Source organism: Arthrobacter sp. AQ5-05 (assembly GCF_003287975.1).
Lineage (GTDB): Bacteria > Actinomycetota > Actinomycetes > Actinomycetales > Micrococcaceae > Paeniglutamicibacter.
Window position 1 is genome coordinate 22,259 of sequence record NZ_QMKQ01000009.1, and the last position, 24,262, is coordinate 46,520.

Annotated in this window: 20 protein-coding genes and 3 pseudogenes; 13 read left to right on the top strand and 10 right to left on the bottom strand. The window is 66.1% G+C overall.

The features are described 5' to 3' along the window. The first annotated feature begins 3 nt into the window (after positions 1–3). The 3 genes from DQ353_RS09910 (at position 4) to DQ353_RS09920 (ending at position 3,117) form a co-directional block, all read left to right on the top strand. The gene (locus DQ353_RS09910; RefSeq protein ID WP_113762602.1) at positions 4–867 is read left to right on the top strand and encodes an SDR family oxidoreductase; all 864 of its coding nucleotides are present in this window, start codon (positions 4–6) and stop codon (positions 865–867) included. A 110-nt stretch (positions 868–977) separates the two neighbouring features. Next, positions 978–2,390: a DUF222 domain-containing protein gene (locus DQ353_RS09915; protein WP_113762603.1), complete on the top strand. Its 1,413-nt coding sequence runs from the start codon at positions 978–980 to the stop codon at positions 2,388–2,390. A gap of 148 nt (positions 2,391–2,538) precedes the next feature. Then, positions 2,539–3,117, top strand: a complete 579-nt coding sequence (locus DQ353_RS09920; RefSeq protein WP_113762604.1) for a putative antibiotic biosynthesis monooxygenase — start codon at positions 2,539–2,541, stop codon at positions 3,115–3,117. A gap of 77 nt (positions 3,118–3,194) precedes the next feature. Here DQ353_RS09920 and DQ353_RS09925 read toward each other — a convergent pair whose 3' ends face one another. The 3 genes from DQ353_RS09925 to DQ353_RS09935 form a co-directional block, all read right to left on the bottom strand. Then, entirely contained in the window at positions 3,195–4,178 is a 984-nt protein-coding gene (locus DQ353_RS09925; protein ID WP_113762605.1) for a diaminopimelate dehydrogenase, read from the bottom strand. 129 nt (positions 4,179–4,307) lie between these two features. Next, on the bottom strand, positions 4,308–4,790 hold the full coding sequence (locus tag DQ353_RS09930; protein ID WP_181578324.1) for a glutathione peroxidase: 483 nt from the start codon (positions 4,788–4,790) through the stop codon (positions 4,308–4,310). A 175-nt stretch (positions 4,791–4,965) separates the two neighbouring features. Then, positions 4,966–7,374, bottom strand: a complete 2,409-nt coding sequence (locus DQ353_RS09935) for a YhgE/Pip domain-containing protein (protein WP_113762606.1) — start codon at positions 7,372–7,374, stop codon at positions 4,966–4,968. Positions 7,375–7,723: 349 nt separating this feature from the next. Here DQ353_RS09935 and DQ353_RS09940 point away from each other — a divergent pair, with 349 nt between their 5' ends. Together DQ353_RS09940 and DQ353_RS09945 are read left to right on the top strand one after the other, a co-directional pair. Next, positions 7,724–9,484 carry an FMN-binding glutamate synthase family protein gene (locus DQ353_RS09940; RefSeq protein WP_113762607.1) on the top strand — a complete coding sequence of 587 codons (1,761 nt, stop codon included), beginning with the start codon at positions 7,724–7,726 and terminating at the stop codon, positions 9,482–9,484. Between the two features lie 50 nt (positions 9,485–9,534). Continuing rightward, a complete protein-coding gene (locus DQ353_RS09945; RefSeq protein WP_181578325.1) occupies positions 9,535–10,737 on the top strand; it encodes an MFS transporter in 1,203 nt (400 codons plus the stop codon). Here the strand turns inward: DQ353_RS09945 and DQ353_RS09950 are convergent. Then, positions 10,734–11,957 (bottom strand): enoyl-CoA hydratase/isomerase family protein, encoded by a 1,224-nt coding sequence (locus DQ353_RS09950; RefSeq protein WP_286166724.1) that lies wholly within the window; start codon positions 11,955–11,957, stop codon positions 10,734–10,736. The genes DQ353_RS09945 and DQ353_RS09950 overlap by 4 nt on opposite strands. 17 nt (positions 11,958–11,974) lie before the next feature. Here DQ353_RS09950 and DQ353_RS09955 point away from each other — a divergent pair, with 17 nt between their 5' ends. From DQ353_RS09955 to DQ353_RS22735, 4 genes and pseudogenes are all read left to right on the top strand, one after another. Beyond that, on the top strand, positions 11,975–12,364 hold the full coding sequence (locus tag DQ353_RS09955; protein WP_113762609.1) for a YidH family protein: 390 nt from the start codon (positions 11,975–11,977) through the stop codon (positions 12,362–12,364). Continuing rightward, complete coding sequence (locus DQ353_RS09960) at positions 12,361–12,696, top strand: DUF202 domain-containing protein (protein WP_113762610.1); 336 nt, start codon at positions 12,361–12,363, stop codon at positions 12,694–12,696. Before DQ353_RS09955 ends, DQ353_RS09960 begins: the two co-directional genes overlap by 4 nt. Positions 12,697–13,472: 776 nt before the next feature. Beyond that, a pseudogene (locus DQ353_RS22730) lies at positions 13,473–14,345 on the top strand (SpoIID/LytB domain-containing protein); the annotation flags it as partial. A gap of 714 nt (positions 14,346–15,059) precedes the next feature. Continuing rightward, positions 15,060–15,422, top strand: a pseudogene (locus DQ353_RS22735) (right-handed parallel beta-helix repeat-containing protein); the annotation flags it as partial. Positions 15,423–15,432: 10 nt separating this feature from the next. On the opposite strand, the gene DQ353_RS09970 reads toward DQ353_RS22735, so the two are convergent. Further along, positions 15,433–16,368, bottom strand: a complete 936-nt coding sequence (locus DQ353_RS09970; RefSeq protein WP_113762612.1) for a LysR family transcriptional regulator — start codon at positions 16,366–16,368, stop codon at positions 15,433–15,435. An 84-nt stretch (positions 16,369–16,452) separates the two neighbouring features. Then, a complete protein-coding gene (locus tag DQ353_RS09975) occupies positions 16,453–16,710 on the bottom strand; it encodes a hypothetical protein (RefSeq protein WP_113762613.1) in 258 nt (85 codons plus the stop codon). 134 nt (positions 16,711–16,844) lie between these two features. Here DQ353_RS09975 and DQ353_RS09980 point away from each other — a divergent pair, with 134 nt between their 5' ends. Continuing rightward, positions 16,845–17,339, top strand: a complete 495-nt coding sequence (locus tag DQ353_RS09980) for a hypothetical protein (protein WP_113762614.1) — start codon at positions 16,845–16,847, stop codon at positions 17,337–17,339. A 104-nt stretch (positions 17,340–17,443) separates the two neighbouring features. Here the strand turns inward: DQ353_RS09980 and DQ353_RS09985 are convergent, their stop codons facing one another. After that, the gene (locus DQ353_RS09985; RefSeq protein WP_286166726.1) at positions 17,444–18,481 is read right to left on the bottom strand and encodes an LLM class flavin-dependent oxidoreductase; all 1,038 of its coding nucleotides are present in this window, start codon (positions 18,479–18,481) and stop codon (positions 17,444–17,446) included. A 45-nt stretch (positions 18,482–18,526) separates the two neighbouring features. On the opposite strand from DQ353_RS09985, the gene DQ353_RS09990 reads away from it, so the two are divergent. After that, the gene (locus DQ353_RS09990; protein ID WP_146755232.1) at positions 18,527–19,189 is read left to right on the top strand and encodes a hypothetical protein; all 663 of its coding nucleotides are present in this window, start codon (positions 18,527–18,529) and stop codon (positions 19,187–19,189) included. 91 nt (positions 19,190–19,280) lie between these two features. On the opposite strand, the gene cspE is transcribed toward DQ353_RS09990, so the two are convergent. The 3 genes from cspE to nirD form a co-directional block, all read right to left on the bottom strand. After that, a complete protein-coding gene (gene cspE, locus DQ353_RS09995; RefSeq protein ID WP_007271190.1) occupies positions 19,281–19,484 on the bottom strand; it encodes a transcription antiterminator/RNA stability regulator CspE in 204 nt (67 codons plus the stop codon). Between the two features lie 245 nt (positions 19,485–19,729). Further along, complete coding sequence (locus tag DQ353_RS10000) at positions 19,730–20,521, bottom strand: sirohydrochlorin chelatase (protein ID WP_286166727.1); 792 nt, start codon at positions 20,519–20,521, stop codon at positions 19,730–19,732. Then, the gene (gene nirD / locus DQ353_RS10005) at positions 20,518–20,895 is read right to left on the bottom strand and encodes a nitrite reductase small subunit NirD (RefSeq protein ID WP_113762616.1); all 378 of its coding nucleotides are present in this window, start codon (positions 20,893–20,895) and stop codon (positions 20,518–20,520) included. The genes DQ353_RS10000 and nirD overlap by 4 nt, the downstream gene beginning before the upstream one ends. A gap of 337 nt (positions 20,896–21,232) precedes the next feature. Here nirD and nirB point away from each other — a divergent pair, with 337 nt between their 5' ends. Both nirB and DQ353_RS22580 read left to right on the top strand, forming a co-directional pair. After that, positions 21,233–23,866, top strand: a complete 2,634-nt coding sequence (nirB, locus tag DQ353_RS10010; protein ID WP_113762617.1) for a nitrite reductase large subunit NirB — start codon at positions 21,233–21,235, stop codon at positions 23,864–23,866. Further along, positions 23,863–24,195: pseudogene (locus DQ353_RS22580) on the top strand (uroporphyrinogen-III C-methyltransferase); the annotation flags it as partial. The gene nirB and the pseudogene DQ353_RS22580, both read left to right, overlap by 4 nt. Positions 24,196–24,262 lie beyond the last annotated feature (67 nt).

The following is a 24,262-nucleotide window of genomic DNA, read 5'->3' on the forward strand; positions in this document are numbered from 1 at the left end:
GCCATGATCATCGTTCCCCCGCCGCTGGCCGTCACCGGGTCCACCGGAAAGCTTGGCGGCAAGGTTGCCGCCATGCTCTCCACGGCGGGCGTGAAACAGCGGTTGCTGGCCAGGACCCCGCGCAAGGCCCCGCCGCTTGACGGCGCCACGGTGCTGGCGGCGGCGTACGAGAACACCTCCGCCACGCGCACGGCGCTTGCCGGGGCCGAGACGGTGTTCATGGTCTCGGCCTCCGAGTCCCCGGATCGGCTCGAGAAGCATTGCGACTTCGTTGATGCGGCGCTCGAGGCCGGGGTCCGCCACCTGGTGTACGTCTCATTTGTGGGCGCCGCCCAGGATGCCGTGTTCACCCTGGCCCGGGACCACTTCGCCACCGAGGAATACATCAGGGCCTCGGGACTGGACTACACCTTCCTGCGGGACAACCTCTATGCCGACTTCCTGCCGGGGCTGGTGGGGACGGACGGCACGATCCGCGGGCCCGCAGGCGCGGGCAGGGTAGCGGTGGTGGCCCAGCACGACATCGCGCGCACCGCCGTGGCGATCCTGCGCGACCCGGCACCGCACGCCGGCACCACCTACGAGCTGACCGGCCCCGAGGCGCTCACCCTGGGCGACTTGGCCAGGGCATTGGGGGAGACCCGCGGGGAGCCGGTGTCCTACATCGATGAGACCCTCGAGGATGCCTATGCCTCGAGGGAGCCGTACGGGGCGCCGAAGTGGCAGGTGGAGGCCTGGGTTTCCACCTACCTCTCGATCGCCGCCGGGGCCATGGAACGCGTCAGCGGCGACATCGAGGCCATCACCGGGGTGCCGCCGATGACGTTTGCGCAGCTTCTGAAAACCCTGCCCGTCGACCGTTCATAGGTTTTGATTGCGTATATCGTCGAGGGAGCCATTGCAGCAAGTTAGAATCTTTTTTCTATAGTCTTCCATTCGCCCTTCTAGCTATCGTCGTTGAGTTCTATAATTGAGGTATGGCAACGGCGTCATCGAGCAGCAGCTACCCCCTTCATGGGACCGCGATGTCGCTCGCCGGACAGGCCCCCACCTACGATGCGCTGGTGCTTGCCGGAGTGGACCTGGACGCGCTGATGGCCGAGCATGTGTCCCGCACCGGCATTGACGGGATCCGCTGCGTGGCCTCAGCGGTGAACACTGCCCCGCTGCACGAGGGAGCTCACCAGGCCATTGAGTCCTTGGGGGCCTTGGAGGCATTGAAGACGGCCACATGGGCGAAGCAGGTAGCGCAGGCGGTGGCCTTCGAGGATACGGTGATCGCCGAGCGGGTTGAAGCAGGAACGCGGAAAGACAATCCTGCGTGGGGAACGCGCGGTGAAGTTGCCCTGGCTTTGCATGTTTCCCCGGACAGCGGGGCCAGCTTCATGAACAACTCGCGGCTCCTGGCCGAAGACCTGCCCAGCACCGTTCGGGGCATGCGGTCCGGATTGATCACCTTCGAGCAGGCCATGGTGGTGGTTTCCGGCGTGCGTGACCTGCGGGTCGAAAACCGGCAGCTGATTGATGCGCTGCTGTGGAACGGGCAGCAATCCTGCTTCGAGGCTGGAACCGCCATGCTGCGGGACCGGATCCATTCCTGGGCGCTGGCCCTGGAACCCAAGGCTGCTGCGGATCTGGAGGATCTTGCCATCAAGCGCCGCTACTTCGACGGGTACCAAATCGATGACTACACCGTGAAATTCAGCGGCAGATTGCCACTGGAGCAGGGCCTGCCGATGTTGCAGGCCCTGCGCAACGCGGTGGACAAGCCCAGGAGTGCAGAGGACGACCGGTCCCGGGCCCAAGTGGCCGCAGACACCGCATTCGAGAAGATATCGGGCACCAAGGCGGGAGACAGTGTTCCTGTCGAGCTCCTGCTGGTGATGAATGCCGAGAACCTGACCGAAGATGCCCAGCACCCGGTGCTGGTTCCCGGCCATGGTTTCCTCAGTGCCGCCAAGGGCCTTGAATTGTTGGCCGGGAGCCCGGAAAATCCATTGGACACCTGGCTTCGGAACCTATATGTGGCCCCGGAGACCGGGAAATTGGTGGCCATGGAATCCACCGGGCGGCTCTTCACCGGGCAACTCAAGAAATTCATCAAGGTTCGTGACCAATATTGCCGGACCCCCTTTTGCAACGGCAGGATACAGGAACTCGACCACGTGGTTCAGGTGAGTCGTGACGGGAAAACCACCGAAGAAAATTCCTCGGGACGCTGCAAACGCTGCAACATGACCAAGGAAGCGCCTGGCTGGAAGGAATCCCCCATCCCCGGCGCCGACCGGCATGCATTCGAGATCACCACGCCCAGCAACCACACCTACATCTCGATGGCACCGGCCCAGACAAATGGAGCTGGCGCCCAGTGGCCACCCAAGCGGCTATAGACGCCCACTTCCACAACCACTTCCAAGCGCGGAAGCCATCACCGGGAACACGCATGTGCTCCCGGCATATCCATGGGCTCGAGCCTTCGATTCGCTGAAATTATCCTCGGATTCGTGGCGGGTACCGGCAGGGGACTAGATTGTGGGAATGCCACAAGCAACCCCAATCACCGTATCGATAACCCGGACGGTACTTCCAGAACATCACCGTCGTTTCAATGCCTGGGTACAGGCCGGCCAGCTACTGGCCCGGGAGTGGGACGGCTACCTTGGATCCGGATGGATCCGCACCGCTCCCGACTCCAACGAATGGCATGTCCTCTACCGGTTCTCCTCCGCCAAGGCCTTGGCGGCGTGGGACGAATCCGAGGAACGTAGCTGGTGGATCGACAGCGCGGCCGAACTGGTGGAGATCACCAAGGTCGAACACCGCACCGGAATCGAGGGCTGGTTCGAACAGCCCGGGGACACGAACCTCACCATTCCAGAGACAGTGGTGCCGCCGCGCTGGAAGCAAGCGGTCAGCATCTTCCTGCCGTTCTTCCCGCTGAGCCTGCTGTCCAACCTCCTGCTGATGCCCTTCTTGGGGGATTGGCCGCTGGCACTGGCGGTGCTGCTGAATATATGTATTCTCACTCCGCTGATGACCTACATCTTCCTGCCGGTGACCACGCAGCTGCTGCGACCCTGGTTGCACAAACCGCGGCGGGACAAACGCAAGAAATGATCTGGCAGGCCGTGAAAAACGGGTGGGCGCAGACCCTGCGGTCTGCGCCCACCCGAAGAACAAAGTCTTGCTGCGAACTACAACAGCTCTGCGCGCAGTTGCTCGGGGGACTTCGGTGACAGCAGGCCCGGGGCCACGTCGAAGACGGTCTTGGCACCGATCTGGCCGGCCTGGTTCATCTTGTGCACCGCACGGGCGTAGGCCACGAGCACGCTGGAGGTGAACTCCGGGTTGGACTGCAGGGTCAGCGAATATTCGATGACCTGGGAGTGCTCGTCGGTGGTGTTGCCGCTGCGGAAGACAAAGCCGCCGTGCGGCATGGAGGAATGCTCGGAGGCCAGGGTGGCGGCATCGATGAAGTTCACCGTGGTGTCGTACTGGTCGAAGTAGTGCTCCATGGTCACGATGGCCTCGCGCACCGCCTCGGCGTCGGCGCCGTCCTCGAGCACCACGAAGCACTCGCGCACGTGCTTCTCGCGGGTGCTCAGGGTCGGCCGGTCGCCTGCACGTACCTTGGCGATGGCCTCGGTGCTGGGGATCGTGTACTGGACGCCGGCGGCAACGCCCGGCACCCGTCGGATTGCGTCGGAGTGGCCTTGGCTCAGGCCGCGGCCCCAGAAGGTGTAGGTTTCGCCGTCGGGTAGCAACGCCTCGCCGTAGACGCGGTTGATGGAGAACATTCCAGGGTCCCAGCCTGCGGAGATCAGTGCGGTCTTGCCTGCTGCGGTGGCCGGGGCATCGACGGCGGCGAAATGCTCGGGGATCCTGGCGTGGGTGTCGAAGCTGTCCACGGTGTTGAACAAGGCGGCCAAGGCCGGGCCCTGCTCGGGCAGGTCGGACTTTGAGCCGCCGCACAGGACCAGCACGTCGATGTCTTCGGTGTGCTTGGCCAGCTCGTCCATATGGAATGCCGTGGCACCGCCGGGTAGGGACAAGGTTGCCGGGTCGCGGCGGGTGTAGACGCCGACCAATTCCATGTCGGAGTTCTTGGCAATGGCTGCCTGCACCCCGCGTCCCAGATTTCCATAACCGGCAATGCCAATGCGGATTGATGCTCCCACGAAATTCCTCACTTCAAACTATTCTTGCGACCCCTCACACGCTAGTGCCTGCGGGGCCCGAACACCTAGAACGGTGACGGGCACCGGAACGGAACACGGCTCGAACCGGTCTGCGTGGGGACCACGTCGCTAGCCCGGGAGATTGACTTCGATCGCGTGAACGATTTCGGGGTCATCGGGCACGGTCTGCGGGCGGAATCGTTGGATTTCTCCCGAGGGCAGCAGCAGGAACTTCTCGAAGTTCCACGTGATGCGCCCGGCCTTCCCGGAAGCATCCTTCGTCTTCTTCAGCTCGGTGTACAGCGGGTGCTCATGCTTGCCGTTGACCCGAACGCGGTCAAAGACCGGGAAGGTGACGCCGTAGGTGCTCGAGCAGAATTCCGCGATCGCCTCGTTGCTGGACAGTTCCTGCAGGAACTGGTTGCTGGGGAAGCCGAGCACGGTGAAACCGCGGTTCCCATAGGCGTGTTGAAGTTGTTCAAGCTGCGCGTATTGCGGGGTGAGCCCGCAGCGTGAGGCGACATTGACCAGCAGGACGACCTGTTCGGCATAGTCGTCGAGGGTCGTCATCGTTCCATCCATTTTTGCGATGGGAATGGTTTTGATGTTCATGCCGGGTACAGCAACGGGGGAGTCTCGTGCATTCCCGGCAATGCACGTTTTTCAGGGTTTCCCGGTTCGAGGCGCTTGAAACGAATGGCAGCAACGGGGAACGCGCAGGTGGCGCGGCCCCAAACCGGGGCCACACCACCTGCTTTCGTCGCAGGGGTGCGATGGGAACTGCGTTCTAGCCGCGCAGGTGCCTGCGGTTGCGAACCATGACCAGCACCGGGATCAGCAACAACGCAAGCGGGATGAGCAGCAGCAGCGCACTGGGGCCGCTGCTGATCGTGGTCGCCGAGACCGCCTGCGTGCTGGCCTCCAACCTCGAGGTTCCGCTGGCCAATTGCGTGGAACCCTCCGCGAGGGTGGACAAGCCGGTGGCGAGCTGGGAATTTCCATCGGCCAGCTTCGCCGCACCGTCGTCGAGCTTATTGGCTCCGGTGGACAGATCCGAGGAACCCTTGCGAAGGGCCTCGAGGCCGAACGCCAGTGTTTCGGTGCCGCCCGCGAGCTTCGCCGCACCGGCGTCGAGGCTTTCGGCGCCGTGGGCGAGCTTCGTGTTGCCTGCAGCCAGGCTTCCGGCACCGTTCTTGACCTTGGCTGCACCTGCTGCCGCCGAGTCGGCGCCGTGGGCCAGAGCGGGGGTGTTGGCCGCAAGTTTGGAGGTTCCTGCCTTGAGCTCGCCGGTTCCTGCGGCCACCTTGTCCATCCCGGCCGCAAGCTTCTTGCCGCCCTCTGCCAAATCCATGGCCCCGGTGTTGAGCTTGGCTGCTCCGGTATCCAGGGCCGAGGTGCCGGCCGCGATCTTGCTTCCGCCCTGTGCCAGGGCTTCGGCGCCGGTGCTGAGCTTGCCTGCCCCTTCTTCCAATGATCCGGTTCCGCGCGCCAGGGAACCGGCTCCGTCGCTGAGCTTGGTGGTGCCGGCGGCCAAGGCGTCGGTGCCCTCGGCCAGCTGCGAGGCGCCATTGCCCAGCGAGCCCAAGCCCGCTAGAAGGCCTTCGGAAGAATCGTTGAACCCGGCGTCGAGTTGGCCGAGTCCCGCGTTGAGGTTCTTGGCCCCGGCATCCAAGTCGGTGGCCCCGGCCTTCAGCGCGCCGATGCCCTCGCCGAGGGCCTTGGATCCTTCACTGAGTTTTCCCAGTCCTCCATCGAGCTGCGCGGCACCGGACTTCAATGCCTGTGCGCCGTCATCCAGCGCGCCGGTCTGCTGGGGAAGATCCTTTGTTCCCGCTTTCAGGGCGTCCATGCCCTGCGAAAGTTGCTTGCTTCCGGCGGCAAGCTTCTGGGCGCCGGTGGACAGACTGGTGGTGCCGGCATGCAGCTTCCTCAAGCCGCCGTTGAGGTCCTGGGAACCCGAGCTCAGGGCGTTGACCTTCTCCAGCAACAGGCCTGCCGGCACCGCCGGGTTTTCCTTCACGAATGCTGCCAGGTCCTCGAGTCCGTTGGAGAGACGCGCGGATCCGGCGGCCAGTTCGGAGGTTTTCGCATCGGCCGTGGCCAGCCCGTCGGACAAGTTTTTGGCGCCGTCCTCGACTCCGGAGGCACCCTGTTGCGCCGCCACGATCCCGCCGCGCAATTGCGGTGCGGCGGCGGCCAGCGCCTTGGTGCCTGCGGCCAGCTTGGTGCTTCCGGAGGCAAGCTGACCCGAGCCGTCCTTCAGGCCCGCCACGCCTTCGAGCAGGGCGGGTGCCTTGGAGGCAAGTTCCTCGACGCCGCCAAGAAGCTTGCCGCTTCCAGCGGCCAAGGCACCGGATCCGGCCGCGGCGCTCGAGGTGCCATTCGCAAGTTTTTGCGCGCCCGCGTTTGCCGCCTGGGTTCCGGCGGCGAGTTTCTGCGCCCCGTCCCGGGTGGCATCGGCGCCGGCGGAGAGCTGCTGCGCGCCGGCGGACAGGTCCTGGGCACCGGCGTTGGCCTGGCCCGTTCCCAGGCCCAGCTTCGCCATTCCCGCGGACAGTGCGAGGGATCCGGCCTTGAGCGTCTGCGCCCCGGAGTCCAGGGTGGCGGTGCCCGTGGCCAGCGATTCGGTTCCGGTGGCGAGTTTGGTCGAACCCGCACTCAGCGCACCTGCACCCGTATGGGCGTCCCGGGCCCCGGTGGCCAGTTTGCCGGCACCGGCATCGAGTTTGCCCGCCGCGGCATCGAGAGAAGCGGTGCCCGCGGCAAGCTTGTCCACACCGATTGCCAGGTCGCCGGCCCCGCTCCCCAGCTTGGAGGCGCCGGCCGCAGCGTCCCGGGCACCGAGGGAGAGCTTTGAGGTGCCCGCGTGCAGTGAGACCGCGCCATCACCGAGCTTGTCGGCGCCCGCGGCGGCGTCCTGGGCACCGTCGGCCAGTTTCTGCGCGCCGACTGACAGGGCACCGGTGCCGTTGGCCAGCTCCGTGGCTCCGGAGGCTGCCGCGCCGGAGCCGTCGGCCAGCTTGGCGACGCCGTCATTGGCCTTGCCCATGCCGTTGTTCAACTCGGAGGCACCGGAGGCGACCTGCGATGAGAACATTGCGTAGAAGGCCACGAAGGCGATCAGGAACAGGCCGAGCAAAACCGTGATGACGGCATGCAGCAACGTGTGCCGCTTGGCGGCAATATGTGCATTCAACTGGACTCCTTGAGGGAAAGCGTTGGATGGTGCAGTGTCTTGCCACAGCGTTTTTGGGCGCACCGAAGTACGCCGAGCACTGCGGCACGGTGGAGCGGGAAGGGTCCGCAGCCGGCGGCCGGACGGACCCGGGATCGGTCTGTGATGGGAGTAACAAAAGGGCTAGACCCATTGAACTTACTCGTGGGTAGGTTTGCAAGCGTTTTGGCGAAAAAACTTACCGGACAGTAAGTTGTGACGTCTTTTGGGTTTTTGCCGAGGCGTCCGAGAATGCCCCTCAGCTGGTGCCGATGGGCGCCGGATTCCTGAATCGGCCCGAATGGCGCGCGAAAGTTGTAGGCTCGCAGACATGGTGAGATTCCTGATTATCGCGTTGTTGTCATTGCTCGGCTTCATCACGGTCGTCGCCGCGTCCTTCGGTCGCGATGGATGGTGGGCGATTGCGGCGCTGGCTTTGCTGCTGTTGGGGTTGGGCATCCATGACGTGATCCAGACCAAGCACGCGATCCTGCGAAATTTCCCGGTGCTCGGACGCATGCGCTTCCTCTTCGAGTCCATCCGCCCCGAGATCCAGCAGTACTTCATTGAGCGGAACACCGACGGACGGCCCTTTGACCGCGACACCCGCTCGTTGGTCTACGCGCGTGCCAAGGGCGCCGACAGCCACAAGGCCTTCGGCACCGAACGCGACGTCAACGTGGTCGGCTACGAGTTCCTGTTGCATTCCACCGCCCCGGTTCCAGTCAGCGGCGAACAGCACCGGGTGCGGATCGGCGGACCGGACTGCACCCAGCCCTACGAGATGTCGCTGATGAACGTGTCCTCCATGAGTTTTGGGGCGCTGTCCAAGAACGCAGTGCTGGCCATGAACAAGGGCGCCGCCATGGGCGGGTTCGTCCAGGAAACCGGAGAAGGCGGTCTGGCCCAGTATCACTTGGAACACGGGGCGGACCTGTTCTGGGAGATCGGCTCGGGCTACTTCGGGTGCCGGGATGCGGAAGGAAACTTCGACCCCGAAGTCTTCGCCCAAAAGGCGGCCAACGAACACGTCAAGGGCATCACCATCAAGCTCTCCCAGGGTGCCAAGCCGGGCCTGGGCGGGGTGCTTCCGGCGGCCAAGATCACCCAGGAAATCGCCGAGACCCGTGGGGTTCCGATGGGCGTGGATTGCATTTCCCCGGCATCGCATTCGGCCTTCAGCACCCCGCGCGAACTCATGGAGTTCGTCGCCCGGCTAAGGGAACTTTCCGGCGGCAAGCCGATCGGCTACAAGTTCTGTGTGGGTTCGCGCACCGACGTGCTTGCCATGTGCAAGGCCATGATTGAAACAGGAGTCACCCCCGACTTCATCACCATTGACGGTTCCGAGGGTGGCACCGGTGCCGCCCCGCTGGAATACGAGGACCATGTAGGGACGCCGCTGACGGAGGGCTTGATGCTGGTGCACAACGCCCTGGTCGGTTCCGGGCTGCGCGGCAGGATCCGGCTGGGTGCGGCCGGAAAGATCGCCACCGGCTCCGACGTGGTCAAGCGACTGATCCAGGGCGCCGACTTCACCTTCAGCGCACGCGCCATGATGATGGCCACCGGCTGCATCCAGGCACAGAAGTGCCACACCAACCGTTGCCCGGTCGGCGTGGCCACCCAGGACCCGCGGCTGATGCGGGCGCTGGACGTCACGGACAAGGGCAACCGGGTCTACAACTACCACAAGCTCACCGTCCAGGAAGCTGCACAGCTGATGGCCTCGATGGGTGTGGGGGCTCCCGGCCAGTTGAACCTGCGGATGCTGCGCAGGCGCATCGACCAGTTCACCACGCGCAGCTACGCCGGCCTGCACAACTGGCTCGCGCCGGGCGAGCTGTTGGACAACCCGAAGCGCGGCTGGGCGATGGACTGGGAGGAGGCGGACTCCGGCACCTTTGGCGAGCACGTGCCCCTGTTGTGGTCCAACGATCGTGAACCCGCTCCGGCGGCTGTTGCCGGGACGGTGCCGACCCGGCGTGTGGAGCCCAAGGACTCCACGCACCACACCGTGGCCCCGGTGCACCCGAACGCCGAAAGGCCCGAAGGGCGCCCGGCACCCAAGGCCACGCACAAGGCAGGCTAACTTCGTCATGAATGCGTAGGGCCGGGCAGCCCAGCGCAATAATTGTCGCCATGGACGCATCCGGCACGGCACCGAAAATAGGATTCCCCTCGGTGCTTGCCCACGCCTTCTTCCTGCAGGGAGCGGTCTACCTGGTGCGCCCGGCAACCTCCTACAGGGCGCTCGAGCTGGGGGTGGACCCAGGACTGCTGGGGCTGGTGGTCGCCAGCTTCTCAATCCTGCCGGTCTTCCTGGCCATCGCCATCGGGCGTGCCACCGACCGGGGGCACGAAAAGCAGGTGCTGCTCGGCGGCGCGGGGCTGATGCTGGCCTCGGGCGCAGGGCTGCTCTTTGCCGCGCCCTCGCTCCCGGCACTGCTGGGCTGGAACGTGGTCCTGGGCGTGGGCCACCTGATGAGCATCATCGGGGAACAAAGTCGGTTGGCCTCGGCCAATGCCCGGAACATGGATCGCGTCTTCGGTTTCTACACCATGGTCACAGCGGTGGCGCAGGCCGCGGCCCCGTTGCTGCTGGGGTTCCTGGGAGGGGCGGCGGTGAACCCGGACACCGCGGTGCTGCTGCGCGCCTACCTGCTGGCCACCGCCGCGATGTTGGTGGCCACGTTCCCCATGGTGCGGCACTCGGTCCCGGTGGCGCCCGGCGGTTCCAATGCCCCGGTGAAGCTGGGCACCGCGTTGAAGGTCGAGCCCGCCGCCCGCAACACGCTCATCGCCTCGATCGGGTTGAGCATGATGGTGCTGTGCAGCATCGACCTGCTACAGGTCTACCTTCCGGCGCTGGGCGTCGAACGGGGGATCCCCACGCAAACCATCGGCGGACTGCTGGCGCTGCGTGCCGCGGCCACGGTGCTCTCCCGACTGGGCATGGACCGATTGGTCCGCGCCGTGGGCAGGGCCCGGCTGCTGCTGGTCTCCACTGGTGCTTCGGCGCTGCTGGTCGGTCTGCTGGTGCTGGATCTGCCGGTGCCCGCGATGGCGGCGCTGCTGGCGGCGGCCGGTCTGGGCCTGGGGCTGGGGCAGCCGCTGAGCATGACGGTGGTGTCCACCGCTGCCACGGAGGGCACCCGCGGGACCTGGATGTCGATCCGACTGCTGGGCAACCGGCTGGGCCAGGCCGTGATCCCGGTGGGCGTTGGCGTCTTTGCCACCTCGATGGGCGCCGGGGGAGTGTTCCTGGTCCTGGGTACGCTCATGGGAGCAGCGACGCTCGGGTCGATCGCGCCGCTGCGCACCCTGCGGAAGCGAAGTGACTAGGGCACCTCGGCAATGACAGCGGCAACCTCGGCGGTGTCCACCTGATCCAGCCCAGCCGGGTTCCACTGCGGGTTCTTGTCCTTGTCGATGACCTGGGCGCGGATGCCCTCGGCGAGGTCGGGACGGTGCATCAGGTAACCGGCGACGCGCAGCTCGCGATCCAGCGCCGAGCGCAGGTGGTCCTCGGCGCGCGCCGCCCGCACCGCGGCCAGCGCGCAGTGCAGCGACGTGGGGCTGTTCGCGCGGATCGCCGCCGCGGCCCCGACAGCGTCGCTGTGGCCCATCGCATCGAGGCGATCGAGGATCCCGGCCAGGTCCGGCGCGGAAAACGCCGCATCGATCCATGGCCGTGCCGCAGCGAGCCCGGATGCGGCGAAGGACCCGAAAAGCACCTCGAGCCCGGCGGCGATCTCGGCTGCCGGCATCGCCTCAAAGTCCGCCAGCGCGTCGATGACCTCCTCGAAGCGATCGGATTCCACCATCATGTCCGCAAAGCCCAGCTCCACGGCATCGGCACCGCTGAAGGTGGAGGCGGTGAGCGCCAGGTATTCGCCCAGGTGCCCCGGGGCGCGGCCCATCAGGTGCGTGCCACCCACGTCGGGGCTGTAGCCGATGCGGGTCTCGGGCATCGCGAAGCGCGCCTCGGGGGTGGTGATGCGGATCGAGGCGTGCGCGGACAGCCCGATCCCGCCACCCATGCACAGCCCGTGAACCAGGGTGAGCACCGGTTTGGGGTAGGTGGAGATCATCTCGTTGAGGTCGAACTCCAGGGACAACAGCTCCAGGAAACGGGCATGCTCCGAGTCGGTGACCGCGGCATGGAAGTCCTTGATGTCCCCGCCGGCGCAGAAACCGCGTTCCCCCGCGCCACGCAGCACCACCATGGACACCGTCGGGTCCTCGCGCCACGCGGTGAACAGGTCGGTGAGCTGGGCCAGCATGCCGCGGGTCAGCGCGTTGATGGCCGCGGGCCGGCGCAGCTCGATGAGTCCCAGCGAACCGTTGCGGGCGGAATGGATGAAGGTCTTGATCGTGATCGTCCTGTCGTTGCGGCTGCGGTGCTGCTGCCAAGATATCGCCGATGCACCCCGGATGCGAAACCACCGGCAGGCAACATCGCCGACTTGAACAGCGGGACACCTGCGCTTCGCCGGTATCCTGAACAGGAATTCACCACACCGGTGCGGTGCACCGCCGCACCCCAGGGAAACAAAGCGCAAGGGAGCACTCCGGGGCCATGGGATCGACCGACGAAAACGACGAGCGCGGATCCATCGCCCGGCGCGTGCTGCCCGGTGGCAAGGAACCTGATCCGCGCTTCACGCTGGCCAACGAGCGCACGTTCCTGGCCTGGATACGCACCGCCCTGGCGTTCCTGGCCGGAGGCATCGCACTGGAGGCATTCGCCGCCGACGCATTCCCGGGCCCGCTGCGCACCGGGATCTCGGTGCTGCTGATCGTCATCGGCATGCTGGTCAGTGCCGGTGCCGCCGTGCGCTGGCGCCGGATCGAGCTGTCGATGCGCCATTCGCGTCCGCTGCCGTTGCCGCTGATCGTCCCCATCCTGGGCCTGGGCGCCGCCGTCGCCGCCGCGGTGGTGGCCGTGCTGATCGCCCTGGGCCGATGAGCGCCGGCCCGCGGGAACCGCTCCACCAGGACCCCGGGCTGCAGCCCGAGCGCACCGTGATGTCCTGGGGCCGGACGACGCTCGCGCTGTGCATCGCGGCCCTGGTGTTCCTGCGTTGGCTGCCGCATTACGGGGTTGGGATCCTGGCCATGGTTGTGCTGGCGACGGCGGCCGCCGGGGGCATCTACGCCACCCAGCGCCACCGTTACGCACGTTCCTCCCGCGGGATCAGCTCCGAGCTCTTGCACGCCGACGTCGTGGCCGTGCTTTCCATCAGCGCCCTGGTGCTGGCGCTGGGCGTGATCGGGATCCTCGTGGTGCTGGGCCCGTAGCGCCCAAAACCGGCAGGTCATCTCCGGTACCGGCCGATGACCGGTGGCATATGATCGGTACTTGATGTTCCGCCGGGAAAACGCCCGGTTCCCCGCCGCACCGAGGTCCAAGGATCAACATGAGAAAAACCGCCCTTGCCGTATCGGCCGTGCTGATTGCCGCACTGCTGGTTCCCGGCGTTCCGGCCCTGGCCATTGCCCCCGCCAGCGCCGCCGTGGCCACCGCGGGCATCAAGGACACCAACAAGGCCTACCTGGCCAAGGCCGCCAAGACCCTCGGCGGGGCCGACGCGGCAACGGGCAAGCTCAGGGACGGGACGCTGTGGCGTTCACACCGAGACGGAATCGTGGTGTACTCCGACAAGCGCCGCGCGCTGACGGTGCGCAACGCGATGGCACGGGCATGGGCGGACACCGGTTGGGAAAACGGCCGTTTCGGCTACCCGGCGGGCGAACAGTACAAATCCGGGGCCGACACCCGGCAAAACTTCGGCGGCGGCGTCATCGGCGTGCGCCCCAACGGAACCTCATACTGGCTGCCCAAGACGCCGAAGCTCCCCGACTTCACCGTCACCGGGGCCGGCTGGGGACACGGCGTGGGCATGAGCCAATACGGGGCCCGGGCCATGGCCGCCGAGGGCAAGAGCGCCACCGGCATCCTGCAGTACTACTACAACCCCGCCAAGGTCACCGCCGGCAAGAGTGCACCGGCCGGAGACCTCCGGGTGCAGGTGCTCAAGTCCGGCAGCAGCTCCCTGGCCGTTGCCGACGGGCGCATGCGCGTGACCGACCCGGCGGCCAGGAAGACCTACACCGCCCCGGCCGGCTCCACACTCACGCTGAAACGCAGCGGATCGCAACTGTCCTACGTGCTGAAGACCGCCGCCGGATACGACGTGGTGCCGCGCGACGCGAACAAGGACGGGGTCAACGACAAGAACCCCAAGGCGCAGGAAAACAAGACCAGCAGCAAGCTGCGGATCACCTGGGAGGGCACACGCGCCTGGGCCTCGACCAAGCGCGCCACCATCTCCATCCCCAAGGCCAACGCCGAGTCCTCGGCGCCGGGGCTCTACCGCCACGGATACCTGGAAGCGGGTCTGCTCAAGGACCAGGTGAACCTGGTGACATCGCTGCGGCTGAACGACGAATACCTCTACGGCCTGGCCGAGGTCCCGTCCTCCTGGCCTTCCGCGGTGCTGCAGGCCCAGGCCATCGCCGGGCGCACCTACGCCATGCGCAAGGTCGCCAGGCTCAAGGAATCCTGCGACTGCAACGTCACCGACGAGGTCCAGGACCAGAAATTCACCGGCTGGACAAAGGAAAACGAGCAACCCGGCTACGGGGCCAAGTGGAAGGCGGCGGTCAACGCGACGCTGACGCGCAACGCCGCGGGCGTTCCCACCTCCGGCAAGGTTGTCGCCTACGCCGGGCGACTGGCCGAGACCCTGTACTCGTCATCGACCGGCGGGGCCACCCGCAACAGCGAGGACGTCTGGGGCGGGGCCGCGCTGCCCTACCTGCGCTCGCGCACCGACCCCTGGTCGCTGAAGGCCAGCGCCAACAACCCCTACCGGACCTGGACCCAGCGCACGTCCCAGCGGGAGATGGCCAAGGTCTTCGGCCTGAACGATGTGGTGGGCGTGAAGTTCACCCGTGCCAAGGACCTGACCATCAGCTCGGCCACCGCCACAACCTCCTCCGGGGCGGCCAAGACCCTGATGGGGAACGCCTTCCGCTCCTGGGCCTCCGGCATCGGCGCGCACTCGGCCTGGATCACCGGCATCAAGGCCAGCACCACGGTTCCCAAGGCCACGGCCATCAACCCCCGGAACTTCTGCACCACCACGGTGAAACCCGGGTCGAACCTTGCCAAGGCCGCCTCCAGGGCCCGCGACGGTGCGGTCATCTGCCTGAATGCCGGAACACACAAGGCCGGCAACGTGGTGCTCAAGCCGCGCCAAACCCTCACCGGGCACACCCGGTCCAATACCCGGCTCGACGGGACCATCGCGGTCACGACGAAGAAGTCCGGCAAGCTGCACCGGATCGGCACGGCGCGGATCCCGGCAAAGGCCCCCATGAGGCTTTCCTGCAACACGTCGAGCCCGTGCAACTCCGCCCAGGTGCTCTTCGCCAACGGGGCCCAGCTGACCGCGGTCTCCTCCAAGTCCAAGGTCAAGGGCGGAACATACTGGATCGACCACAAGAACCGGGCCATCTTCACATCCAAGGCAAGCAGCAAGAAGTACAAGTACACCCTGGCCACCACGGCGCGCGCGGCAACGCTGGGCACGCGGGCGCGGATGGGCAACGTGACAGTGTCCGGCTACGCCAACCCGGGCAACACCGGGGCGGTGTGGCTGCGCGGCGCACATTCCACGCTGAGCGGCTCGACCGTCACCTCGAACCACGGCATCGGCGTGCAATCCAACGGCCAGGCAACGGCGGTCCTGGACTCCTTCGTCCGGCGCAACGGCCAGGCGGGCATCAGCGCCTCGGGCGGGAAGAACACCGTGGTGCGGGGCACCGAGGTCGGCAAGAACGGATGGGCCGGCTTCAGGCCCGCGACCTTCACCGGCGGCATCGCCGCGTCCAACAAAGCCGCGGTAAAGGTGTCCGCCTCCAGGATCCTGGACAACAGGGGAGCGGGGACCCGCGGGGTGCGCGCCAGGAAGGGTGCCAAGGTCTCTGTCGTTTCCAGCACGGTGCGCGGAAACAAGTAGGAGCTGTCCCCTAGCGGCGTTTGGGACCGATGGCGGTTTCCGCCAGCACCTTGGTCAGCCGGTCCATGAACACCCCGGTCTTGGGGTTGTCCCTGCCTTCGGGCCGCAGCGCGAAGATGCTGCGGGCCAGGCGGATTTCCGGTGCGTCAATGACCTGGATGCCCTCGGGGGCCCGCAGCATGGCCAGCTCGGGTACCAGGGCCGCGCCCAGCCCGGCAGCGGCCATGTGCAGCGAGGCGTTGAAGTCGTCGGAGTGGGCGACCACGCGCGGGTGGATGTTGAAGGCGGCAAAGAGCCGGGAGATCACCGTGGCGTCGGAAGTTCCCGGATGGTGCATGATCCAGGGCATGTCGGCCAGCTGGGAAGCGGAAAAGACCGAGGAGCCATCGAGATTCCAGGAGGCGGGGACCACGACACGGAACGGGTCGTCGCCCAGCCACTGGCGCTCGAGCTGCGCCGGCCAGGCCAGTCCGGCCTGCCCGACCTGGAAGATCAGCGCCAAATCCAGTTCACCGTCCCGGCGCAACCCGGTGATGGTCTGGTGCGGCTCGCCGACATTCACGCGCAGCGCGATGCCCAGCCGATCCCATTCCTTGGAGCCGAGCAGCCGCGGCAGGGCGAAGGTGGCCAGCGACGGAAAGATCCCGATGCGCAGTTCCTGCAGCGGCTTGCCGCTGGGGTCCAGGTCGGGGGTGGAGGTCGCTGCCATGAGCGCATCGATGTCGGTGAGCACGCGCTTGGCGTGGCGCACCATGGTCAGCGCGGCGGGCGTCGGCTCGATGCTCTTGGCACTGCGGGCAAAGAGCGTGGTTGAGGTGTCGCGTTCCAGGGCAGACATCTGCTGGGAGACCGCCGAGGGCGTGTAGCCCAAGGCCAGGGCGGCGGCGGCGAAGGACTTGTGCCTCACCACTTCCAACAGGGTGCGCAGATGAACCGGATTGACCACGTAAGGACTCCTGTGCCTGGGGGCGGGTTGAGGGCGCGAACCGGTGAGGCTCGCGCTCCCCTCAATCCTAGGCGGACACGGAAGCTATTCGGTTTCCTCGGCGAGGACTTCCTCTTCGGTCCATTCCTCTTCGACGGTTTCCTCGTCGTCGTCCTGGTCTTCTGCGGTGAGGTCGTCATCGAGCAGGTACAGGTGCTTGCGCAGCGGATCCAGGGCCGTCATGGTCTCCGGGCTGTCGGAGGAACCCTCGTAGGGCTGGCCGTCACGGCCGTCGTCCGGCTCGTACATGTCGTCGTCAATCGGCTCGTCAAAGATGGTGTCGTCAAAGCTGTTGCCCATCATGTCCCTCTTTCCTCGATCGTGCGGGATTTGCGGCTGAACCCCGATTGATTACAGCCTATGTTGCCTCGACGCGTATGGGAATGGGCACTTTTTCGTGGGCGGATCCGGGTGCCGGCGCGCGGTATGGTCGATATATGGACAGCGACACCACACCCAGGTTCTTCACCCCGGCCATCAGCCGCCCGGCATTGCTTGCCGCCGCCGGAAGGATCCTGGCACCGGCATTGTGGCTGGGATTGCTGATCGGGATTTCGTTCATCGAGACGCCGCTGAAGTTCCTGGCCCCGGGCATGACCCTGGGTCTGGGGCTGGGGATCGGGCAGCTGGTCTTCGCCGCCATGAACATCGTGGAGGTCGTGTTCTTCATCGTGCTCGCTGCCTCCTGCATCAAGCGCGGCCTGGACAGGGCATTCCTGTGGGTCGTCGCGTCAACCGGCCTGGTGCTGCTGGCCAAGGTCGCCTTGATCCGCCCGTTCCTGGCCAAGCGCACCGAAGCGGTGCTGGCCGGTGTCGAGGCCGGCGGTTCGAGCTGGCACTACTTCTACATCGCCGCCGACGGGTTGCTGACCGTCTTGCTGGTCACGCTGCTGGTGATGGGCGTGCGCCGCTGGGTGCTCCCGGGACGCTGAGCCGGGCGGGCACCGGGGCACAAGAAGGCCGCGCCGCGCGGAAGCCGAGGAACACACAGGTGTTCCGCGGGCCTTCGCGCGACGCGGCCTGTTTGGTTGCGGCGCTATACGCCTGCCGGCGCCATGGCCCGGGCGGTGATCTTCACCGAGGCCAGGCGCTGGGCCGGGTCGCTGGCATTGTGCACGGTGATCAGCTCGTCGGCCTGCGCGGTGCGCGCGAACTCCTCGAGGTACTGCGCCACGGCCGGGCCGTCGCCCACCGCGGTGTACTTGAGCATGTTCATGATCGAATCCCCGTGCGGGGAATCCAGCAGCATCTCCACCTCGTCGTCGGTGAACTCGACGGGGCGGTTGCGCCCCAGGAAGAGCCGGATGCGGTCGCGGCGGACCTGCTCGAAGATGGCATGGGCCTCGGTGTTGGTCTCGGCGGCCACCACACCGACCCCGGCGATGACCCAGGGCTCGGCGAGGAATTCGGAGGGCTGGAATTCGTTGCGGTACGCGGTGGTCGCCTGGATGAGCGCGTCGGGGGCAAAATGCGAGGCGAAGGAGTAGGGAAGGCCCAGCTGGGCGGCAAGCCTGGCCCCGAACAAGCTGGAGCCCAGGATGTAGAGCGGGACGTTGGTGCCGTGGCCCGGGTAGGCGTTGACGCCCTCGATGCGTGATTCCTGCCCGAAGTACGCCTGCAGCTCCAGCACGTCGTGCGGGAACGCGTCGGAGGCGGAGGGGTCCCGGCGCAGGGCCCGGAACGTGGCCTGGTCGGTGCCCGGCGCGCGGCCCAGGCCCAGGTCGATGCGGCCCGGGAAGAGCGTTTCCAGGGTGCCGAACTGTTCGGCGATCACCAGCGGGGAGTGGTTGGGCAGCATGACGCCGCCGGCACCCAGCCGGATGGTGTTGGTGTGGTGGGCGACGTGGCCGATGAGCACCGCGGTTGCCGAGGAGGCGATCGAGCTCATGTTGTGGTGTTCGGCGTACCAGACGCGTTTGTAGCCGTTCGCCTCGGCGGTTTGCGCCAGTTCGACGCTCTGGGCGAAGGTCTCGGCGGCTGAACCGCCACGGCGGATGGGGGCAAGATCAAGGATCGACATAGGAATGCTCACATAGGCGGCAACCAGCGTCCGCCCGCATTCATTCCCCGACATCGAGCACGCCACACCGCGACCGGGTCCGGGCGTAGGCTTTGGGGCATGAGGCGGATTCCGTTGATGCTGGCGCCCGGACTGCTGGCCTGTTTCCTGGGCGCCTGCACCACCCTTGTGCCCGATCCGCCGGAGCCTGCTCCCTCCACCCAGGCGAACACCCAGCCGCTTCAGCTGCCGGGCGATTGCCCGCAGGCCGGCGCGGTCGAACCGGTGAAGGGCATCGCGGTGGGGACCGATGCCCAGATTGCCGCGGACCTGTTGGCCGCGGTGGGACGGTGGACCAACGCCGGAACGGCAATGGTCACCAATGAACCGGCCTGGATCGGCCCCGGGGTGCCCGGGCATTGCCTGGCGGACCTGGCCGAGGCGCTCGGGCGGATCTACGGACCGGTGCTGTTTGCCGGAAACGCGGACGAGACGCTGGCAAGTTTTCGGGCCGGGATCGTGCAGGAGAACCTGGCGAACCTGAAAACCGCGCAGGCTCAGGGCCGGGCCACGGATGCCAAGCGGGAATTGGCGTTGATCCAGCAGTCGTCGCAATCGGAGTCCGGGACATTCTTGAATCTCGTCGTGCGCCGGCTGGAGAGCGGATCAATCCAGCCGGCAGGCATGGAGACATGGTTCGTCATCGTGGGGCCGCCGAAATCGCAGAACCTCGTGTTCCACCTGGAGAGAAAGGAGAGCCCGCACGGATCTTTCAGCTGGTGAGGCACAAATCGTTAAACAGCAAGGGCGCCACTCCCATAAGGAGTGACGCCCTCGCCTAGTCAGCTAAAAGCCGCAGGTGATGATCCGAAGCTTAGACAGCGCGGATATCGGTGGCTTGCAGGCCCTTCTGGCCCTGGGTAACTTCGAACTCTACGCGCTGGCCCTCTTCGAGCGAGCGGAAGCCGTTCGACTGAATGGCGGAGTAGTGTGCAAAGACATCATCCGAGTTGTCGTCCGGAGCGATGAAGCCGAAGCCCTTTTCGGCGTTGAACCACTTAACGGTACCTGTTGCCATGATGGGTGTGTCCTTTCGAGACTGTCCTGAAATGGGACGTAGGGGAGCGAACTCCACTGTGGAATTCACTTGCAGCTACGTGATTCAACGCGGTTCAGAAAGGTACTCGCCCCGGCAACGGGGTATTTGCACTGCTTTACTGCGAGAAAAACTAGAACTACAAGCTCAACGGTACGCTACTTAGCGCCGAGTTACTACCATCGGGGTACTTTCGAGACAAAATTGGCCTGAAAACCCCCGTTTGTTTACCTCTTGATGGACTGGTGAAACCGGTTGACAACGATATCCACCAGCTCCTTCGGAGGACGTTTCATGGAATCCAAAAGAGGAGCGCTCAGCACGTCGGCGGCGCATTTGGCCGCCAATTGGGCGAAGTATCCCGGTGCCAGCAGGTAGCTGGCCACCACCGTGCGCCGCCCCGGATTGTGTGATCGGGCATAGGCGAGCGCATCTTCCAGGCGAGGTTCCTCCACTGAGATGTAGGCAACAGTCACCGGCACCTGCAATCGGCCCGCAAGCAGCTGTGCCATGGTGCGGCAGTCGGTGACCCCCACCGGATCCGTGGTTCCGGCGCAGGCCATGATCACTGCTTCCCCGGGAACCCAGCCCGCCTGCAGTAATCTCCGGTGCATCACCGCCGCAAGGGAGGCCTCGGGGCCCAAGGGGGCGGCCACCGTGGTGCCCGCGCGCAGGGCAGCGGCGGCGCCCAGATCTTTTGAGGCATGGGTGCCGGCAGATAACAGCAGGGGAATCAGTGTGGCCCGATTCCCGGGGTTTATGGTGGGTGACGCAATCAGGTCTTCCACTCGCGGCTGCTGCACATCAACAAACGCGCCGTGCACCGTGATGCCGTCAAGCGCCCTGGCCACCTCCTCAACCAGGGAAAGAACGGCTGCGCTCCCGGTGGGACTATTCGTCCCGTGGGACACCGCCACCAGATCGGGATGGGGATCGGCTTCCATCCAGCCGAGCCATGCCGAATGTTCAATGCGTGGTGCCAAATGCGTGCCGTTGCATGGCGCGGCGTCGATGCTCATTGTCCGGCCTCCATCCAGAGCGTGCCATCCAGGCGGTGCACGGCGAAGACCGGCAGTGGAGCAGCGGCCGCGCTGAGGCATGCGCCGGTGTCCAAGCGGTACACCTCCTTGTGCAGCGGGCAGGCAATGGTGGGTACCCGGGCGCCGTCGATGGTCTTGTCTCCGAGAATGCCGCGTGCCATGACCTTGGCGCCGGAACCCGGGCAGTGGTGTGAGGTGGCGTAGAACTCGTCGGACTCGGTGCGGTACATGGCGACCTGCGTGCCGTCGACCCATGCGGCTTCACCCCACCCCGGTTCGAGGTCGCCGGCGTTGCAAACGGCCACCATGGGCGTGGTGCTCTCGAGCGTGGTTTCTTGAACTGATGCACTCATCGCTTGTCCTTTCAACGGGGGGTATTCGATGAATCGAGCTTGGCAGTTCCGTGTTACAGCGGTGCGGGTCGGATATTGCCTGTGGGTAAATCCCGGCTCACGAGTGGGGGACCGGGCCCGTGAACACCGAGCGAGCAGTGCAACCACTTCCGGCACGCCCAACTTTCGGTCCTTCTATTTCGAACGTGTTTCCCGATTCTCACGAGTTGGTATGCGCGGGGGATAGAGAGTTGTCCTGAACGAAACAAAGGGGAAATTGGTAGGCAAAGCGCGTTTCCTAAGCTGAAGGCAATCAAGCACGCGTCACAAGCGCAAGAGTGAAAGTCGGGTAACAGGCATGGGTGCAGGAAACGGCATACGACGCATCGTAGTCATCGGTGGCGGTCCAGCCGCACATCGGTTCACCGAAGCCATGGCAAAACGTGAACCAAGCAATCTGGAAATCACCGTACTGACCGAGGAAGCGCACGTTCCCTACGACCGGGTTGCCTTGACCAAGGCGCTGACCAATACCTCGGTGGACCTCACGCTGGGGGGCCCGGAACTCTGGGCCCGAGATAACGTCACTCTCGAAACAGGTGCCGGTGTGAAAGCACTGGACAGCATCAACAAGCAAGTGACCACCAACGATGGGCGCAGCTTCGGCTACGACGAACTGGTGCTGGCCACCGGATCGAATGCGGCAACTCTGTCGATCCCGGGCAACGAGCACACCCACGTGTACCGCACCCTCGAAGATGTCTGGGCGATCAACGCCGGCATTCGGAGCCTCGCCGCCCAACTGGGGCGCAAACCCGTTGTCGCCACCATCGGCGGCGGACTGCTGGGGCTCGAGGCGGCTGCCGGCTCCCAGTCATTGGGTGCCGAGGCAGTGGTCATCGATGGCGGCAAGTGGCTGATGGGCACCCAGCTGGATGAGGGCGCGGGCCAAGCCATGGGACGACTGATCGCGCAGACCGGATTCACGGTCCATGGCGGGGTCTTCCCCAAGGAGATCGCCACCGAAACGGTGGACGGCGTTGACAAGGTCACCGGCGTGCTGATGGCCGATGACAAACACATCCCCGCCGACATGGTCATTGTCTCCATCGGTGTGCGACCCCGTGATGAGCTGGCCCGGAAACACAACCAGGTCCTCGAGGAGAGCGGCACGGACGCGCCGGTCTTTGGCATCGGTCCGCGCGGTGGCATTGAGATCGACGCGCACTGCGCCACCGCGGTGCCCAACGTCTGGGCCATCGGCGAGGTGGCGAACTTTGGAGGCAGGTGCATCGGACTGGTGGCCCCGGCCAACGCCATGGCCGAGGTGCTCGCGGCGCACCTGCAGGGCGGGGATGCCGAATTCACCGGCTTCGACACCGCCACCAAGCTCAAGCTCTCCGGGGTCGACGTGGCAAGCTTCGGCGACGGGTTCGCCCGCACCGAGGGCGCGCTGGAGGTCGTCTACGCCGACGCGGCCCGCGGCCTGTACCAAAAGATCGTCGTCTCCGGCGACGCCAAGGTCCTGCTCGGCGGCATCTTTGTGGGGGATGCCAGCCCGTACCAGTCCCTGCGCCCGCTGCTGGGTTGCGAGCTGCCCGCCGCGGCCGGCGCCTACCTCAGCGCACTGGGCGGCGAGGTGCCAGACGGGGAACTGCCCGATGACGCGGTGCTGTGTTCCTGCAACGGCGTGTCCGTCGGATCCATCAAGGACGCCGTGGGTGGCTGCGGGTCCTGCGAGGGCAGCGAACCGGTCAACGACCTGGCCGCGCTGAAGACCTGCACCCGGGCCGGAACCCAGTGCGGATCCTGTGTCCCGATGCTCAAGAAGCTCATGGAATCCCAGATGACCAACAACGGCGTCGTCGTCTCCACCGCCATGTGCGAGCACTTCGAGCTCTCGCGCTCCGAGCTCTTCGAAGCCGTCCAGGTTGCCGGGCTGCACAGCTACCGGCAGATCATGGAGCGCTTCGGAAAGGGCAGTGGCTGCGACATCTGCAAACCCGTGATCGCCTCGGTGCTTGCCTCCCAGACCTCGGCCCACCCGATGGAGGCGGGCCTGGCCGGCGCGCAGGACACCAACGACCGCGTCATGGCCAACATGCAGAAGGACGGCACCTACTCGGTGGTCCCGCGCATCCCCGGTGGGGAGATCACCCCGGAAAAGCTCGGCGTCATCGCCGCGGTGGCAGCGAAGTACCAGCTGTACACCAAGCTCACCGGCGGGCTGCGCATCGACATGTTCGGCGCCCGGCTCGAGCAGCTGCCGGAAATCTGGAAGGAACTGGTGGACGCCGGGTTCGAATCCGGGCAGGCCTACGGCAAGTCGCTGCGCAACGTGAAGACCTGCGTCGGTTCCTCTTGGTGCCGCTACGGCATGCTGGACTCGGTGGCCATGGGCATCGAAATGGAGCTGCGCTACCGCGGGCTGCGCGCCCCGCACAAGTTCAAGATGGGTGTCTCCGGCTGTGCCCGCGAATGCGCCGAGGCCCGGGCCAAGGATGTGGGAGTCATCGCCACCGGGGAGGGCTGGAACCTCTACGTGGGCGGCAACGGCGGGGCGAATCCGGCCCACGGGCAGCTGCTGGCCGGCGGGATCGATGACGCGACGCTGATCCGCTACATCGATCGCTACCTGATGTACTACATCCGCACCGCGGACAAGCTCCAGCGCACCGCGCACTGGATCCAGGACCTGGACGGCGGCATCGGACACGTGCAGCGCGTGGTCGTCGAGGACTCCCTGGGCCTGGGCGAAGAGCTCGAGGCGGCCATGGAAACCCACGTGGGCAACTACCAGGACGAGTGGGCCGCCACGCTCGCGGACCCGGAAAAGCTGCGCCGCTTCCGCTCCTTCGTCAATGCCCCGGAACAGGCCGACCCCGACCTGCACTATGTACCCGAACGCGGGCAGCACCGCCCCGCCGAACCGGTGCGCCTCGGCGCAACCATCTCCATCGGTGCCCCGACCACGACCCAGGAGTCCTCATGAACATCACCGGACTGCAACTGCACGGCCAATTCGTCCTGGTCGCCGGCGCACGCTGGGCCGCCCGGCATGTGGTGGCACGCTATGTGTCCGCGGGAGCGCTGGTGTTGCGGGCGCACCACCCGCATGAGGTGGAGGACCACCGGCAGCTGCTGGCCTCGGTCCGGCTGCTGGTCGCCGTCGATGACGGCGCCCAGGGCTGGGACGTGCTCGAAGGCCTGGCCCGGCGCGAATCGATCCTGCTTTCGCGCGAACCGGCGGCCTCGCGCAACGGCAGCATCACGCTGCTGGGCGGGGGCCCGGGCAGCAGCGACCTGCTCACGGTGCGCGGTGCCGCCGCGCTGGCGAACGCGGACGTGGTCTTCCACGACCGGCTGGGCCCGGGCCAGGACCTGGCCG